The following is a 16,037-nucleotide window of genomic DNA, read 5'->3' as shown; positions in this document are numbered from 1 at the left end:
ATGATTTTTTTCATAGCAATTTCAGAAAAAAATATATAAACTCAACTGCTTAATGATACAAAAAAAGAATTCGGCAGCACCTGAAATCCCCTGTGCTTGCCGAATTCCCGCTAGGAAACACGTTCATCGGATACCTCACAACCGTATGACACCATCCAGATCAATCCATAGTTTCACCATGCTGTACTTATTTATTATTTCGTCTTACCGATTCAGGAGGCTACCTACATACCTTAACAGATCGTTAGCGCTGACTCCTGTGTAGCCATGCTCCTCAATCAGTCGTTTAATCACCTCATTCATCCGTTTGAGCTGATTAGCGTCAGGCGTTTTGGTTGAAGTCGTAATCTTCACAATATCCTTCAAATCGGCGAACAGCTTCTTCTCAATGGCTTCTCGCAGCCGATCATGATGATGATACTCAAACTTCCGTCCCTTGCGAGAATACGCAGAAATACGGATTAATATTTCTTCACGGAATGCCTTTTTCGCATTTTCCGATACCCCGATTTGCTCCTCAATAGAGCGCATGAGCCGCTCATCCGGGTCGAGTTCCTCATCTGTAAGCGGATCGCGAATTTTCGCCCAATTGCAAAAAGCTTCGATGTTATCCAAATAGTTGTCGAACAGCGTCTTGGCTGATTCCTCGAAAGAGTACACAAAGGCCTTCTGCACTTCTTTTTTCGCCAATTCGTCATACTCCTTACGAGCCACGGAAATGAAATTCAGATAGCGCTCCCGTTCTTCCTTTGTGATGGAGGCATGTTGATCCAGACCATCCTTGATTGCTCGTAAAATGTCCAGGGCATTGATGGATTCCACATTTTGCTTAATCAATGCACTAGAAATGCGATTAATGACGTACCGCGGGTCTACCCCGGACATACCTTCCTCCAGAAACTCACTTTGCATTTCTTTCAGATCGGCTTCCTTGTATCCTTCGACCTCTTCACCGTCATACATGCGCATCTTTTTGACCAGATCCATCCCCTGTTTCTTCGTCTCCTTCAAGCGGGTAAGCACGGAGAAAATGGCAGCCGTACGCAGCGCATGAGGCGCAATGTGGATATGTCTCATATCACTTTGTTTAATGAGCTTGGCGTAAATCTTTTCTTCTTCAGACACCTTCAGGTTATAAGGAATCGGCATTACAATCATCCTTGATTGCAATGCCTCGTTCTTTTTGTTTGCAATGAAACTTTTATACTCGGATTCATTGGTGTGAGCCACGATCATCTCATCTGCACTGATGAGCGCAAACCGCCCGGCCTTGAAATTCCCCTCTTGGGTCAGAGAAAGCAAATTCCACAAAAACTTCTCATCGCATTTCAGCATTTCCTGAAACTCCATCAGTCCACGATTTGCTTTGTTCAACTCTCCGTCAAACCGATACGCACGCGGGTCGGATTCCGAACCATACTCCGTAATCGTGGAAAAGTCGATGCTGCCCGTCAAATCAGCTATATCCTGTGACTTCGGATCAGAAGGGCTGAACGTACCAATACCAATCCGGTTTTCTTCCGATATAAACACCCGCTCCACGCGGACCTTTTCAATATCGCCATCAAATTCTGTGCGCAATCTCATCTGGCAGGATGGGCAGAGATTACCTTCAATCCGTACACCCAGCTCCTTTTCAAAATCGGGACGCAGCTCATGGGGAATCAGATGAAGCGGGTCCTCATGCATCGGGCAGCCTTCAATCGCGTATACGGCTCCCTGATCCGTTCTCGAAAATTTCTCCAGGCCACGCTTTAGCAACGTGACCAGTGTCGATTTCCCCCCACTGACGGGTCCCATCAAAAGAAGGATACGCTTGCGCACATCGAGTCGCCTGGCTGAGGAATGGAAATATTCCTCCACCAACTTTTCCAGCGCTCGATCCAGTCCAAAGATCTCCTGCTCAAAAAATTTATATCGCTTATGTCCCCCAACCTCTTCTACACCAAAAGATTCAATCATCTTGTAAACCCGTGCATGAGCTGTCATCGCCGGCGTCGGGTCTTTCTTGAGTATCTCAATATACTCTCTAAAAGTGCCGCTCCAGGCCAGACGGTTGTTTTCCGCCCGGTACTCCGCAACGCGTTCAAAAATATTCATGCTCGGTTCCTCCCATGACTGCGTAATGACTATCCTCCACTCCGGATGATTATGGCTACACTCGTCACGCCTTTCAGGATATGATGCAATCCCCTTAAAAAAAGTGTAATACATACCTATGCAGATTGATTTCAGAATTGACCTATTTTTTGTGACAGGTCTCTCTGCTTTATCGAAAAAACCAAGGGATACACTGTGCTAAAATATACAACAACGACGCGGACCTGACGCATTATGGTACAATATAAGCTCGGAATAATGGGATAAAGGAGCGGGAGAAGTCATGGCGGTTCGGCATGAGACGGAGCTGTACGCTCCGGTGAAAGCCTTTTTTGAGAGCTTGGGATATGAAGTCAAAGGAGAGGTGCGCAACTGCGATTTGGTGGGTATCAAGCCAGGGCAACAGACACCACTGATTGTGGAGATCAAAAAGACGTTTAACCTGGCGCTTGTGCTGCAAGGCATGCAGCGTTTGAAACTAAGCAGCAATGTATATGTGGCTGTAGAACGGAATCGTGCCAAAAAAGGGGCCGTGAATCAGCGCTGGAACGAGCTGGTCGGACTGTGCCGCCAGTTAGGACTTGGCTTGCTTACCGTCACCCATTTCAAAACGAAACCGCCGCTCGTTGAAGTACTGTGTAAGCCTGCGGTACCTAGCGACAATGCCCGCAATGCAGCAGCGGTACGCCCGGGCTCGCGCAAGGAAAAGTTACTGAGGGAATTTCACGCACGCAGCGGTGACCACAATACTGGCGGCAGCACCCGACGCAAGCTGGTCACTGCCTATCGGGAAAAAGCGCTGCGCGTAGCGGCAGCCTTGCAGAGCTTGGGGGAAGCCGCTCCGGCGCAGCTCGCTCGCATAGCAGCCGTCAGCACAGCTGCTGCCGTGCTTCAGCATAACTACTACGGCTGGTTTGAGCGCGTATCCCGCGGCCGCTATCGACTGACTCCGTTTGGCGAAGCTGCCTTGGACGAGTATGCGGCAGTACTGCAAGAACATGGCATTAAAGCAGCCGCTGGAATGGACGCAGAGCTTGACGAGGACAGTGGACAGCGCCAGATTGCGGAAGCGCCAATCACTTACTCCACCGTTGCTGCGGAAACGGTGGATGACTGACATGGGGCGATGGTTTTTGCTAGCTCCGCGCAGTAAATTCACTAATCGTCTCACCGATCAGATTCATGCCCATAAGCAATTGCTCACGGCCCGGATGGCTAAAATTGAGGCGAATATGAGACGCGCCTTCACTGCCAACCGCACATAGCGCACCTGGCATAAAGGCTACACCTTTGGGTAACGCCGCCTTTAGCAGCAATGCGCTGTCCAGCCCCTCGGGCAACTGCACCCATACATACATGCCACCGGACGGAATATGATACGTCACGTCTTTCCAAAACGGGCGCTTGAGCAACTCCAAGATTAATTGAAGTCGAGTCGAATATTCCTTATTCAGCATCGCTAAGTGCTCGTGCCATTGAAAACGCGAGCTGGTCAACAATTGGAACAGCAGCCGTTGGTTCATCGTACTGGATTGCATATCAGCCAACTGCTTCAAGGCGTACATCCCTTCAATCAGCGGCGCAGGACCAGCAGCCCAACCCGTTCTCAGCGCCGGAGCAACGGTTTTATTGAACGAACCGATATAGAGCACTTGACCGCCCTGACCCGCATGATCCAGCGCAAATAGTGAGGGGTAAGTCTCTGCAAATTTTCGACTCTGACCATGCGGACTCTTGTCATGGGACTCATTTTTTTGCTTCAAATGCAATTCACCATAAGAATCATCCTCAACTACCAGTACCTCATGATGCCTGCACAGGTCCAAAATTTCCTGCCTCCTAGCCGCGCTCCACAAGGAGCCCGTAGGGTTCGTAAACGTTGGCGTGGCAAAAAAAAGCTTGGGTCGATAACGGATCATTAAAGCTTCAAGCTTATCAGGAATTACACCTTCCCCATCTGATTCTACAGGAACGACCTGCGCACCCTGCATAGATAGCACTTGTAAACATCCAGGAGATGTAGGGTTTTCGACCAATACCGGATCACGCTCATCCACCATCAGTCTTATGATCAGGTCAATGGCCTGCTGACTGCCTGTGGTGAGAAGGATTTGACCTGGTGGTACTCTTACTCCTTTACGCTGTTCCCACTCACCCGCAAGCCATGCTCGCAAAGGGAAATAGCCCTCCGGTTCACCATACTGGAGGGCATCAGGGCCGGAGCCAAACACATCATGGGCCGCTTCTTCCAGCAACTTCACCGGAAACAGCTCTTGTGCAGGTAATTCTTCAGCCAAAGATATAAAGGAGTGTCTTCTCGCATTTTCCCGGATATGACGCACTGGAGAAGCCAACATCGCAGCCGTTCGTGAAGCAAAGGAATATTGCATGAACATCCTCCTTCTCCTGAAAAATAGGTCATGATCTCCGGGCTGACGCATCAGGCATATAGCTGCTTCCTCTGACGCGCATATAAGGCATAACGTTCAATCGCCTGCGCCCGGCTGGACACGCCTAATTTTGCATAAATTTTACGTAGATAATTATCAATGGAGCGCCGGCTAACTTCGATCTCGATAGCAATTTTGTCATATGTAATTCCTTGTACAATACGTTCCATAATAAACACTTCGGTTTGTGTCAATTCGTCAAAAGGCTCGGATGCCATTAACGGCATAAAGGGCCAGTTTCCATACCGAATCCAATCCATCGGCAAGGAAGCAAATCCTTCGCGTAAACCGTTGATCAGATGGATTAACTGGCTCGGTGATGCCTGTTTGGATAACATTCCATTTGCTCCGAGCGAAATTAGCTGCTGAAACAAAGTAATATTATCCTCATCCGTCATAATAACAATATGGCTGTCCGGAGACAAGGCCCGCATTTGTGTCAAAAATGGTTCCGCCGTTCCCTCAGGCAACCTGTAGTCCATTAAAACGATTTCTGGTCGAATGGAGCAAGCCAGCTCCAAGCCTTCCGTTCCGGAGGAAGACATCCCTCTGACAAGCAAATCCTGCTGGTCTTCCAAAATAAGCTTTGTTCCCAGCATACTTGTAGGATGGATATCTATGATGACCACCTGCCATACTTTTCTCATATCTAAACCTCCTGATTTTACAAAAAAATACATAGTTAATAACGAAAATAATCCTAAAATTGGTGATTGCATATGTAGAAATTGCGCGAATGTGAACGTATAGGAAGCGAAAAACGTTTAAGGAAATTGTATCCTAGGACTTCCTTCCGATGCAATCTCTTTTTCCAATATTTTTATACGACTATTTCGCTTTTGCGAAATAAATAGGCCCATGATAGAATTGGAACTGCAAATAAAGACTGGAAATTTGACTTTACACGGGAGTTGAAAATCGTATGCAAGCTTCACCTGAACGTCCTTCTGCCGAAGCTCGGCGGAGCAATTCAAGAAAGGGGTTACCCATAAAGGCTTTTCTGCTATTTTGGTTCATTCTTATTATACTAGGTGCTCTCGCAACCTATCTGTATAGCAATCACTTGAAGCAGCAAATGCTAAACGAGATGCAAACCCATACAGACCAACAGATTCAAGCACTCAAATCTGACTATGAAAAGCAACTGACTGCTCTTTCCAAGGAAGTTAGCGGATTGCAAGGCAAAGTCCAGTCCTTCAATGAACTACTGACCTTCACGAAGGATAATGCAAACAATAAGACCGATAACAGTAATAAACTGTACACCCAATTAAACGAAGTCAAGCAGCAGCTCAATACACTTCAGAAAAAAATGGACTTGCTAAAATGAATGTAGACGCAAAACAAGTGAATCGGTTCTTTATGTTGGCCCTTGCTCCTTTTATCGGTTTGTTAGGGTGTATTTTGTTAGTGCATCCCTCATTGAGCTTTCCTGGGTCTACTTCTTCAAGTCTGCAAAAAGCTGAAGTCACTCTACAAACGCAATCAGTAGGCAAGCAGCTTGATGAAGCCAAGCAAACGGCAACGTACACCTTATCTACAATTCGCCGGACTTCTGAGCTCTACAAGCAAACGACCCAAACGATGAATCAGCTTGTCGTGACTGCCTCTACGCAGTCCAAGCGGCCCGCGGTCATCTATGATCGACGCATCACCGCCAAACTGGGAGTTCCCTATGAGCGGGTAGATAGCAACCGGATTACCATTGAATTGTTTAAGGTAAACCCGGGAATTTATCATGGCTACGCTATGAAGGTCAAACTTAAAGATCCTACTGCTATGAAAATGTCTTTGGGAAGTGACAAATTGGGTGGCTCCGAAACCACCATGCGTGCAGTCTTGAGACACGGAGCTATTGCAGGCATCAATGCAGGCGGCTTTGCGGATGGAGACGGCAAACGCTATCCATTAAGCACTACTGTCTTGAATGGCCACTACCTTACTGGCTTTCAGTCCAGTTTTAAGGATTTATCCTTCGTCGGATTGAGTAACGATGGCAAGCTTATCGGTGGCAAATTTTACAGTCAAGGTGCACTTGACAGCTTAAAGCCTACCTTTGGGGCTACCTTCGTTCCCGTCCTGCTGCAAAGGGGACAAAAAATGCCTATTCCTGACAAATGGAAAGTCTCCCCCAAGCGGGCCCCACGTACGGTCATTGGCAACTATAAAGATGATCAGTTGCTCATTATTGTCGTAGACGGCTACAATGAAAGCGGGGGTTCGGGCGCGACGCTCGAAGAACTGCAAGGAAAAATGTACAATCTAGGTGTTCAAGATGCCTATAATTTGGACGGAGGCGGTTCCTCGTCGCTTATACTTAACGGTCGAGTCGTAAACAAACCGTCAGATGGTAATTTGCGTCCAGTCCCTACTCATTTTTTGTTCTATAAATAGTTATGTGTAGTCTGCTACCAAATTAAATATGCTTGCCGACGTACGTCTCTATCCGAAAAAAAGCATCACGAACGAATGTCGTGATGCTTTTGCCTCATTTAGGAGGAATACTGTGTCATTTCTGTCAGGCATTGAGCACAAATATAACGGTCTTTGAAATCGTTCACTTGTTCTACTGACCCGCAGAATACACATTTTGGACGGTAACGCTCCAAAATAATGTGGTCACCCTGAACCAAAATTTCGACAGGATCTCCCTCATTCATTTGATATCTTTTACGCAGTGACTTAGGCAAAACTATTCTCCCCAGCTGATCAACTTTACGTACCACACCGGCAGGTTTCATCGTGATCGTACACCTCTCCTATTGAGTAATAACTTACAATTTCTTACCATGCGAAAAACTAGGTACAAAGACACTATTCTTTATGTAGTATTCGCTGTCTTTTTGTCGAATCCTGCTGATCACAGGAAATTTTATTACATTTTTTCATAAAATCATGAACCATATCAAAGTATGGTACAGAATGTCTATAATATTTTTATCGACCGGAAAGCCAATTATTATTAGCCCTAGTTGAGAAATTTCGCAAATTTTTGACCATACAAGCTTGATTTAAGCTCCACTGTCATATACTTTTGAGCAATAAAAGTGAAACTTTTATTAGCAACTAAGGTCCTGGTTCTTTATTCGCATTTATACTTGTTCACCTGATGCTCTTTATGATAAATCCAGAAAATCCATTTGTCTCAGCGCTTCATATACGATAATTGCAGCGGAATTCGACAAGTTTAGAGATCTTACTTTATCAGACATAGGCATCTTGATACATGTATCTGGATTAGCAGCTAACAATTCAGGAGGCAAGCCTTTCGTTTCCTTACCAAATACCAAAAAATCTCCATCCTGAAATGCAATATCACTATACCGCTGATTTGCTTTGGTCGTCGCATAAAAAAAGCGACCTTCCTGATATTTCTCCTGCACTTCAGCAAAAGACTCGTGATATTCAATGTGGACAGCGTACCAATAATCAAGTCCGGCGCGTTTTAAGGTGGCATCGTCGGTACGGAAGCCGAGTGGCTTCACCAAATGCAGATGAGTTCCGGTTGCAGCACACGTTCTGGCAATATTACCTGTGTTGGCCGGGATTTCCGGCTCGACAAGCACAATATGTAATGGCATCTCGTTTCGTTCCCTTCATCATTAAATTCATCAGACAAATAACCTACAGTTTAACCAAAGTGTATACATTGAAAACATACACATTCTTCTATTTTAACAAAATCAGACAGATATGAACATCAAACGACAAAAATTTCAACCCACACCACTAAAAGCCTTCCCCTATACACATTCAGGGAAGGCTCTACATTTACTTTTTCGATTTCAAATATCGTGTATCGAAATATATGTCGACGTAATCAACTGTTACGTTGCTTGAATCCGTCCATAAACTCGGCTAATGCTTGACAGTTCTCCAATGGAACAGCATTGTAGATCGAGGCGCGAAGCCCTCCTACGCTGCGATGTCCCTTCAGTCCGATGAACCCGGCCTGTTCGGATTCCTTAATAAATTGTTTTTCCAGATCCCCATTCGCAAGGCGGAAGGTTACATTCATAATAGAGCGATCAGCGCTGTCCACACAACCACGATAGAAGCCTTCGCTACTGTCAATACGGTCGTATAGCAAAGCAGCCTTCTGCTGGTTCACACGCTCAATACCTTCCAAACCGCCTTCTTCCTGAATCCATTTCAGCACTTCATTCACCATGTATATGGCAAAAGATGGGGGGGTATTGTAGAGAGAGTTATTTTTTTCATATGTGCTATAACGCAACATGGTAGGAATATTGTCCGGTGAGGAAGTCAGCAACTCTTCACGGGCAATCACGACCGTCACACCAGAAGGTCCCAGATTTTTTTGTGCGCCAGCATAAATCAATCCAAATTGAGTAACATCAAAAGGCTTGCAAAAAATATCACTGGACATGTCCACAATCAATGGTACGGAACCCGTATCCGGAAATTGCTTAAATTGTGTACCTTCAATCGTTTCGTTGGACGTCATATGCACATAAGCAGTATTCTCAGGCAAGTCCAAGGAATCCACATTCGGAAGACGCATGTACTTCTCATCAGCGGAGGATGCAGCAATATGAGCCTTGCCCAGTAGCTTGGCTTCTTTATATGCCTTGTCCGACCAGCTACCTGTCATTACATAGCTCCCAGTCTGTCCTTCGCGCAAGAAATTTAAAGGTAGCATTGCAAACTGCGTACTTGCGCCCCCTTGTAGGAATAACACCTTGTAGCCCTGTGGATTGCCCAGCAGAGATAACAGACGTTCCTGCGCCTCATTATGAACAGATTCATACACAGCTCCACGGTGTGACATTTCCATGATCGACATCCCTGTTCCCTGGAAATCTACGAATTCAGCTTGTACACGTTCCAGTACTTTGAGCGGCAATGCCGCTGGTCCTGCATTAAAATTGTAGGCTCTCTTACTCAACAAATTCCCATCCCTTCTCTACTCTGGTGTGGATATTATCGCTATGATAGCAGTATTCATAAATGCGTTCAAGACTTGTATAAAAATGTTTTCAATTTCATTTATGATGTGACAAAGTTGTGAATGTTAACATATTTAACATCTTTATTCTGTGATTTTCACTTTAATATTAAAAGGTCCCCGGCATAAGACCGGAGACCTTTTTTGAATAACAAGTGTTACCCGTAAGCTAATGTTTTTTATTCAAAGCAGCTATGCTATCGACTTATTAGCAGTCAAAATACAGGCTGTATTCGTGTGGATGAACACGGATGTTCACCGATTTAGCTTCAGAACGTTTGAGCTCTACATAGTTATCAATAAAGTCCTTCGTAAATACGCCGCCTTCAGTCAAGAATTCGTAGTCAGCTTCCAGAGCGTCCAGAGCCTCATCCAATGAACCAGGTACGCTACGGATTTTACCTTTTTCAGCATCAGACAGCTCGTAGATGTTGCTGTCAAGTGGACCATATCCCAATTCGATTGGGTTCAGTTTGCGCTTGATGCCATCCAGACCCGCCATCAGCATTGCTGAGAAGGCAAGGTAAGGGTTAGCCGTGGAGTCCGGTGTACGGAACTCGATCCGACAGCCTTTAGGAGTAACAGCTGCTACTGGAATACGTACAGCCGCAGAACGGTTACCTTTGGAAAATACCAGGTTAACTGGTGCTTCGTAGCCAGGAACGAGACGTTTGAACGAGTTGGTGCTTGGGTTGGTCAAAGCGATCAACGCAGGTGCGTGGTACAGAATACCGCCAATGTAATGAAGAGCCATTTCGCTCAGATTAGCATAACCACCTTTTTCGTAGAACAAAGGAGTGTCCCCATCGAAAATAGATTGGTGAACGTGCATACCGCTTCCGTTATCCCCAAAAATCGGTTTCGGCATGAATGTTGCCACTTTACCATATTGACGAGCTGTGTTGTGTACAATGTATTTATAAACGAGCAGGTTATCTGCTGTTTTCTTGAGTGTGTCAAAACGGAAGTTGATTTCCGCTTGGCCTGCCGTAGCTACCTCATGGTGATGGCGCTCAATTCTCAGACCTGCTTCTTCAAGCAAACGGCACATTTCACTACGGATATCTTGTTGGGTGTCTACTGGCGCTACAGGTACATATCCGCCCTTCACTCCCACTTTAAAGCCCAGGTTGCCGCCTTCTTCCTTACGGTTCGTGTTCCAAGCTGCTTCCTCGGAATCTACGAAGAAGGAGGAGCTATTCATGCCGCTTTCGTAGCGTACATCATCAAAGATGAAAAACTCGGACTCAGGTGCAAAAAATGCTGCTGTGCCGACTCCTGCGGATTGCAGAAATTCCTCAGCTTTTTTTGCAATGCCGCGAGGATCGCGGTCGTATTTTTCGCCATCTGGCGTAGCAATGTCACACAGAATATTCAGTGTAGGATGCTGAGTGAAAGGGTCAATAAAAACCGCTTCTGCATCGGGCAGCATAACCATGTCGGATTCCTCGATGCCACGATAGCCGGGAATGGAAGAACCGTCGAAAGCAACACCGTTAACAAATGTTTCTGCATCTACTTCGGAAGCTGGCAATGAAATATGGTGAGCACGACCAGACAAATCTACAAAACGAAAATCTACCCACTCAATATTATTTTCCTGAATTGTTTTCAATACGTTTTCAACGGACATGTCTTCTTCCTCCCAATTTTTCCGAACATTAAGTCTTATACAACCCTGAAATGTTCATGATCGAATGTTTTTTTCTGTCGTCATTATAAATCTCAAACATGACACGGGTCAATAGCTATGTAAGGTATTTTTTAAACTAATGTTAGATATGCTTACGCCCTTGATAACATTTGGATAGCACAAAAAGCCCGAAACATCGGGCTTTTAGGCAATTTAAATCTCATTACTGCGTTGCAGCAAAACTTTTATGCATTAATGTTAAACATTGGTTTTAGGCAATGGTACTAGGCGTGTGAAATGTTTTCCCCACAGCAGGAGCCAATATTTCCAAATCTTTTAGTAAATCTGAAAATTGATCCGGGAACAGGGATTGCACACCATCACCCGTCATCGAGTTGTCGGGATCTGTATGCATTTCAATAATTAGTCCGTCCGCTCCGGCAGCAACCGAAGCCTTCGTCATAGGAACAACCAATTCACGTCTACCCGTGCCATGGCTAGGATCAGAAATAACTGGCAAATGACTCAATTGTTGCAACACAGGGATCGCAGACAAATCGAGTGTATTTCTGGTGTAGGTTTCAAATGTGCGGATACCGCGCTCACACAGCATAACATTCGGATTGCCACCTGCCAGGATGTACTCGGCAGCATTCAAAAACTCGTCATAAGTCGAGCTAAAACCGCGTTTGAGCAACACTGGCTTGCCGCAAGTTCCCAACTTGCGCAGCAGATCAAAGTTTTGCATATTACGTGTACCTACTTGCAGGATATCGGCATATTCCGCACAAATGTCTACGTATTCAGGTGTCATGACCTCTGTGATGGTCAGGAGGTCGTGCTTTTGGCCGGCCTCAGCCATCATGATCAGTCCTTCTACACCAGTTCCCTGGAAGCTGTAAGGCCCTGTACGCGGCTTAAAGGCACCTCCACGGAGAACTTGCGCACCTGCTGCTTTGACCAATCCGGCAATCTCATCTATCTGTGCAGCAGACTCAACGGCACATGGTCCACCCATAATGACAAGCTCGCCCCCACCGATATTTACACCTTTAATGGAGATAACCGTATTTTCCGGATGAAAATCACGGCTGGCCAATTTGTAGGACTTCGATATTTTAACCACATTTTCTACGCCTTTCATTTGACGCAGATGTTCAGCCAGCTTGGGCTCTACGCTACCGATCAGTCCGATGATCGTGCGATCCGATCCCCTTGATACATGAGCCTGCAATCCTTCTTTCTCAATAACTTCAACAATAGCTTGAACTTGCTCTTCAGGTGTTTGAACACCAGCGATAACGATCATTTCTTTCTTCCTCTCTATGAAACATATTTTATTAACCAGTAATAGATTGATATTATGACACTTAGACGCTTGTTCGCTTTTAAGCTTTTATTCGTTAAAGCAACTATACCTGTTTTAGCTATACTCGTCAAGGTTTAATTATCCCGAATTATTCAATATTCAAACTTAGTGAAGCTACCGGATAATATCTATAAATTTAAACGATTGAAAAGCCGCTATCCGGATGGTTGTATCCGAATAACGGCTGTAATCAATTGCATACTATTTCATCGTTTTTGACTTCTCTCGTACAGGAGGCAGCAGTTTTTTCATATCTATGGTTCGCTGAATCTCCCACGTATCCGGGTTAGCCGCATCATACTGCTCCAAATACGTAATAACCTCTTTGGTAATCAGTGTCGGCGTTGAAGCCCCAGAAGTCACAGCCACTTTGGCTACGCCCTCAAGCCACTCTCTCTTCAGCTCGGTTACATCAGAAATACGATAAGCTGTTGTACCAGCAATTTCCTCCGACACCTGAGCCAATCGGTTTGAATTGTTACTGCGTGGATCACCGACAACGATCACCAGGTCCGCCTGTCCAGCTTGCTCAGCTACCGCTTCCTGACGTACCTGCGTCGCCAAACAGATTTCATTGTGTATCTCAGCACCCGGGAACTTCTCCAGCAGCTTCTTCATAATGTGCTTGATGTCCCATTGGCTCATGGTCGTCTGATTCGTGATAAGGATTTTGCCAGCTGGCAACGTAAGACTGTCGATCTCTTCTTCCTTTTCAATCAGATGAACATGGTCAGGAGCAATACCGATAGCTCCCTCCGGCTCTGGATGATTCTTTTTGCCAATATAAACAATCTGGTAGCCTTCGGCAGACTTCTCCCGAATCAGATCATGCGTTTTTGTGACGTCAGGGCAAGTCGCGTCTACCGTAGTCAGCCCCTTGTCTCGTGCCAGCTTGCGTACCTCTGGTGATACGCCATGAGCAGTAAAGATAACAGTGCCGCTCTCTACCTGGCTTAAAATCTCCATACGGTTCGGGCCGTCCAGTGTAATAATCCCTTCGTCTTCAAAGGAATTCGTGACATGACTGTTATGCACGATCATGCCCAATATATAAATAGGCCGGGGTAAGTCCAGATTTCTGGCTGCCTGACGAGCCAATACCATGGCATCGACTACGCCGTAGCAGTAACCCCGGGGCGAAATTCTGAGTACTTCCAAAATGAGCCCCCGCTTTCTTCGACACAGTATACAGCTCCGATAACTCGGTAGCTGTGGGCATCCAAGCCTTTACCGGCCAATTCTATGATGTAGTTGCCTTCCTATTATAGCCTATTCCAAAGGCGCGGAAAAGCTGACCGGAAGCCAGATGACAAATGTCGTTCCTTCTCCTTGACGCGTAACCACTTCCACAGACCCGTGATGTTCATCAATAATCCACTTGGCAATAGACAGCCCCAATCCAATTCCCTCTGTCACCCCGCGCGACTCATCTGCCCGGTAAAAGCGGTCAAAAATAAAGGGAACCTCACTCTTGTCCATTCCAATGCCCGTATCACTGATCCGTAGCCCTACCTGTCCTTGATAAACAATGGCATCAAATCGGACCGTGCCTTCAGGTGTGTATTTGAATGCATTATCAATGAAAATGAATAGCATTTGCTGTAAATAATCCTTGCTCCCATCCATATAAATACCATTCAGCAACGAAAAATCTCCCACATTCCATTCGGCCGTTCGCTCTAAAAACTGAGCACGACGGGCAACCTCACTTACAAGGGGTTCCAGCGCAACGGGAGTCTTATCGAACGTTTTCCCTGTGTCTGCTCTCGCAAGTGACAACATATCACTCACCAAACGACTCATCCGTTTGCCTTCATCTGCCATGTCATTTAATGCCTCCATAGAAAGCTCACGAATCATCTCTTCATCCATATTCGGTCGCTCTCCTGGTTCGGTAGTCCACATTTTGAGCAAAAAATCAACGTTGCCACGGATCGTCGTTAGCGGCGTACGAAGCTCATGGGAAGCATCAGCCACAAAGCGGCGCTGTGCACCGTACGCATCTTCCAACTCCTTGTAAAACACCTCTGTACGCCCCAGCATGTTGTTAACTGTCCCGATTAATTGTCCAATTTCATCTGGTGGTCCGTCATATTCAATCCGAACACTCAAATCATTACTGGATTGAATCTGATTTGCCCCCTCAATTACCTTGACCAGCGGCTTCATAGACTTGCGGGCCAGAAAGAGACCTGAAGTCGCAGCAGCAAGTAATGCAAACAACGAACCATATACAAGCACATTTTGCAACCTGTTCATGAGTCGATCCTGAGAGCCCGTGAATTGTCCTACCTGTAGCAACCCGACTACCAAGCCCAACTCCTCGGACTTAATGGGCTGTTGGTAAATCATAAAGGTATCCCCATTTACGTTCACACGCCGGATTCCCTCATTTTGAACTGCTCCTGTCGCTGTAGATGGAACAGGGAAGGTGATATTGAGGTCTTTCATGTTTTGGGTGGTTTTGGTAACACCTGATGTATAATTGTAAATTTGTACATATAGCTGTGAATCATCAATTCCACGTTCTTGCACTAAACCCAAATCCAGATTGGGGACTTCAAATAACCCCCCTTTAATTGTAAGCAGTAGCTGCTTGTTAATCCGTGGCGCCTGAGTCGTAAGCTGACTTTTTACTTCATTGTATGTGTAATAATAAACCAGTCCGTAAATAGCCAGACCAAAAATGACAAGCACTATAGCCAAGATGCTCGAATACCAAGCTGTCAGCCGCCACCGAATAGACATATTACACATCACCTCTTAAAATGTAGCCAGCTCCCCGAATTGTACGAATGAGACGTTTACCGCCATCCTGCTCCGTTTTTTGTCGTAGCATGGCAATATATACTTCGAGCACATTCGATTCTCCGCTATAGTCATAGCCCCAAATTTTGTCCATAATCAGATCACGCGACAGAACACGCTTCGGGTTTTGCATGAACAAATGGAGCAGTTCAAATTCTTTGGCCGTCAGTTCCAAGCGTTTGCCGCCACGAACCACTTCACGGGATTCGTTATCCAGTTGTAAATCCTCGAAGGTAAGTCTATTTCCGTTATTGCCCTGTTGTTCGGTTTTACGCCGCAAAAGCGCTCGCACTCGTGCCAGCAACTCCTCCAGAGCAAACGGCTTGACGAGATAATCATCGGCCCCTAGATCCAAGCCTTTAACCCGATTCTCAACCTCATCCTTGGCTGTAAGCATTAGGACAGGTACCGTGCTCCCCCCCTCCCGCATGCGACGGCATACCTCAAAACCATCGACTTGCGGCATCATTACATCCAGCACGACTACATCAGGCTCAGCTGTCAGCATTTTATTTAATCCCTCTGCTCCATTGGCGGCTGTCAGCACTTCATAGCCTTCAAATGCCAGTCCTCTGCGCAGCATGGAAACAATTTTTTCATCGTCATCAATGATCAAAATAGTAGAACGCATACACGATCGAACTCCTTTATCTCTTCTTTTCCCTCTATTGTAGCAGGAGTACACGCGCGTAGCATCTTGCTACTTCA

The 16,037-nt window shown here is 45.9% G+C and carries 14 protein-coding genes; 3 read left to right on the top strand and 11 right to left on the bottom strand.

Translation table 11 applies throughout. From position 1 onward, the window contains the following. Window positions 1-204: 204 nt before the first annotated feature. Window positions 205-2,100 (bottom strand): PrkA family serine protein kinase, encoded by a 1,896-nt coding sequence (locus MKY16_RS07775; protein ID WP_340954911.1) that lies wholly within the window; start codon window positions 2,098-2,100, stop codon window positions 205-207. A 283-nt stretch (window positions 2,101-2,383) separates the two neighbouring features. Between MKY16_RS07775 and MKY16_RS07770 the strand changes: the two genes are divergently transcribed. After that, on the top strand, window positions 2,384-3,217 hold the full coding sequence (locus tag MKY16_RS07770) for a DUF2161 domain-containing phosphodiesterase (protein WP_340954910.1): 834 nt from the start codon (window positions 2,384-2,386) through the stop codon (window positions 3,215-3,217). Window positions 3,218-3,236: 19 nt separating this feature from the next. On the opposite strand, the gene MKY16_RS07765 is transcribed toward MKY16_RS07770, so the two are convergent. Both MKY16_RS07765 and MKY16_RS07760 read right to left on the bottom strand, forming a co-directional pair. Further along, window positions 3,237-4,490 carry an aminotransferase-like domain-containing protein gene (locus tag MKY16_RS07765; protein ID WP_340954908.1) on the bottom strand — a complete coding sequence of 418 codons (1,254 nt, stop codon included), beginning with the start codon at window positions 4,488-4,490 and terminating at the stop codon, window positions 3,237-3,239. Between the two features lie 50 nt (window positions 4,491-4,540). After that, complete coding sequence (locus MKY16_RS07760; protein WP_029516517.1) at window positions 4,541-5,197, bottom strand: response regulator transcription factor; 657 nt, start codon at window positions 5,195-5,197, stop codon at window positions 4,541-4,543. A 275-nt stretch (window positions 5,198-5,472) separates the two neighbouring features. Here MKY16_RS07760 and MKY16_RS07755 point away from each other — a divergent pair, with 275 nt between their 5' ends. Together MKY16_RS07755 and MKY16_RS07750 are read left to right on the top strand one after the other, a co-directional pair. Beyond that, window positions 5,473-5,880 carry a hypothetical protein gene (locus MKY16_RS07755; RefSeq protein WP_029516516.1) on the top strand — a complete coding sequence of 136 codons (408 nt, stop codon included), beginning with the start codon at window positions 5,473-5,475 and terminating at the stop codon, window positions 5,878-5,880. After that, complete coding sequence (locus MKY16_RS07750; protein WP_029516515.1) at window positions 5,877-6,944, top strand: phosphodiester glycosidase family protein; 1,068 nt, start codon at window positions 5,877-5,879, stop codon at window positions 6,942-6,944. The genes MKY16_RS07755 and MKY16_RS07750 overlap by 4 nt, the downstream gene beginning before the upstream one ends. A gap of 98 nt (window positions 6,945-7,042) precedes the next feature. Here MKY16_RS07750 and MKY16_RS07745 read toward each other — a convergent pair whose 3' ends face one another. From MKY16_RS07745 to MKY16_RS07710, 8 genes are all read right to left on the bottom strand, one after another. Further along, window positions 7,043-7,291 carry an AbrB/MazE/SpoVT family DNA-binding domain-containing protein gene (locus MKY16_RS07745; RefSeq protein WP_013309439.1) on the bottom strand — a complete coding sequence of 83 codons (249 nt, stop codon included), beginning with the start codon at window positions 7,289-7,291 and terminating at the stop codon, window positions 7,043-7,045. Window positions 7,292-7,666: 375 nt separating this feature from the next. Further along, the gene (gene trmL / locus MKY16_RS07740) at window positions 7,667-8,131 is read right to left on the bottom strand and encodes a tRNA (uridine(34)/cytosine(34)/5-carboxymethylaminomethyluridine(34)-2'-O)-methyltransferase TrmL (RefSeq protein WP_029516514.1); all 465 of its coding nucleotides are present in this window, start codon (window positions 8,129-8,131) and stop codon (window positions 7,667-7,669) included. Window positions 8,132-8,370: 239 nt separating this feature from the next. After that, entirely contained in the window at window positions 8,371-9,462 is a 1,092-nt protein-coding gene (serC, locus tag MKY16_RS07735; protein ID WP_029516513.1) for a 3-phosphoserine/phosphohydroxythreonine transaminase, read from the bottom strand. A 265-nt stretch (window positions 9,463-9,727) separates the two neighbouring features. After that, window positions 9,728-11,152: a type I glutamate--ammonia ligase gene (gene glnA, locus MKY16_RS07730; protein WP_029516512.1), complete on the bottom strand. Its 1,425-nt coding sequence runs from the start codon at window positions 11,150-11,152 to the stop codon at window positions 9,728-9,730. Between the two features lie 271 nt (window positions 11,153-11,423). Continuing rightward, the gene (gene aroF, locus MKY16_RS07725; protein WP_340954906.1) at window positions 11,424-12,461 is read right to left on the bottom strand and encodes a 3-deoxy-7-phosphoheptulonate synthase; all 1,038 of its coding nucleotides are present in this window, start codon (window positions 12,459-12,461) and stop codon (window positions 11,424-11,426) included. Window positions 12,462-12,722: 261 nt separating this feature from the next. Next, window positions 12,723-13,679 carry a 4-hydroxy-3-methylbut-2-enyl diphosphate reductase gene (locus MKY16_RS07720; protein WP_340931752.1) on the bottom strand — a complete coding sequence of 319 codons (957 nt, stop codon included), beginning with the start codon at window positions 13,677-13,679 and terminating at the stop codon, window positions 12,723-12,725. Between the two features lie 111 nt (window positions 13,680-13,790). Next, the gene (locus MKY16_RS07715) at window positions 13,791-15,269 is read right to left on the bottom strand and encodes a sensor histidine kinase (protein WP_029516510.1); all 1,479 of its coding nucleotides are present in this window, start codon (window positions 15,267-15,269) and stop codon (window positions 13,791-13,793) included. A gap of 1 nt (window position 15,270) precedes the next feature. After that, window positions 15,271-15,960, bottom strand: a complete 690-nt coding sequence (locus MKY16_RS07710) for a response regulator transcription factor (RefSeq protein WP_029516509.1) — start codon at window positions 15,958-15,960, stop codon at window positions 15,271-15,273. Window positions 15,961-16,037: the final 77 nt, after the last annotated feature.

Origin of the sequence: Paenibacillus sp. FSL L8-0641, assembly GCF_038006265.1 — a bacterium.
Taxonomy (GTDB): domain Bacteria; phylum Bacillota; class Bacilli; order Paenibacillales; family Paenibacillaceae; genus Paenibacillus; species Paenibacillus polymyxa_D.
The sequence above is the reverse complement of the archived record's forward strand: the minus strand, read 5'-3'. Positions and strand labels throughout refer to the sequence as shown.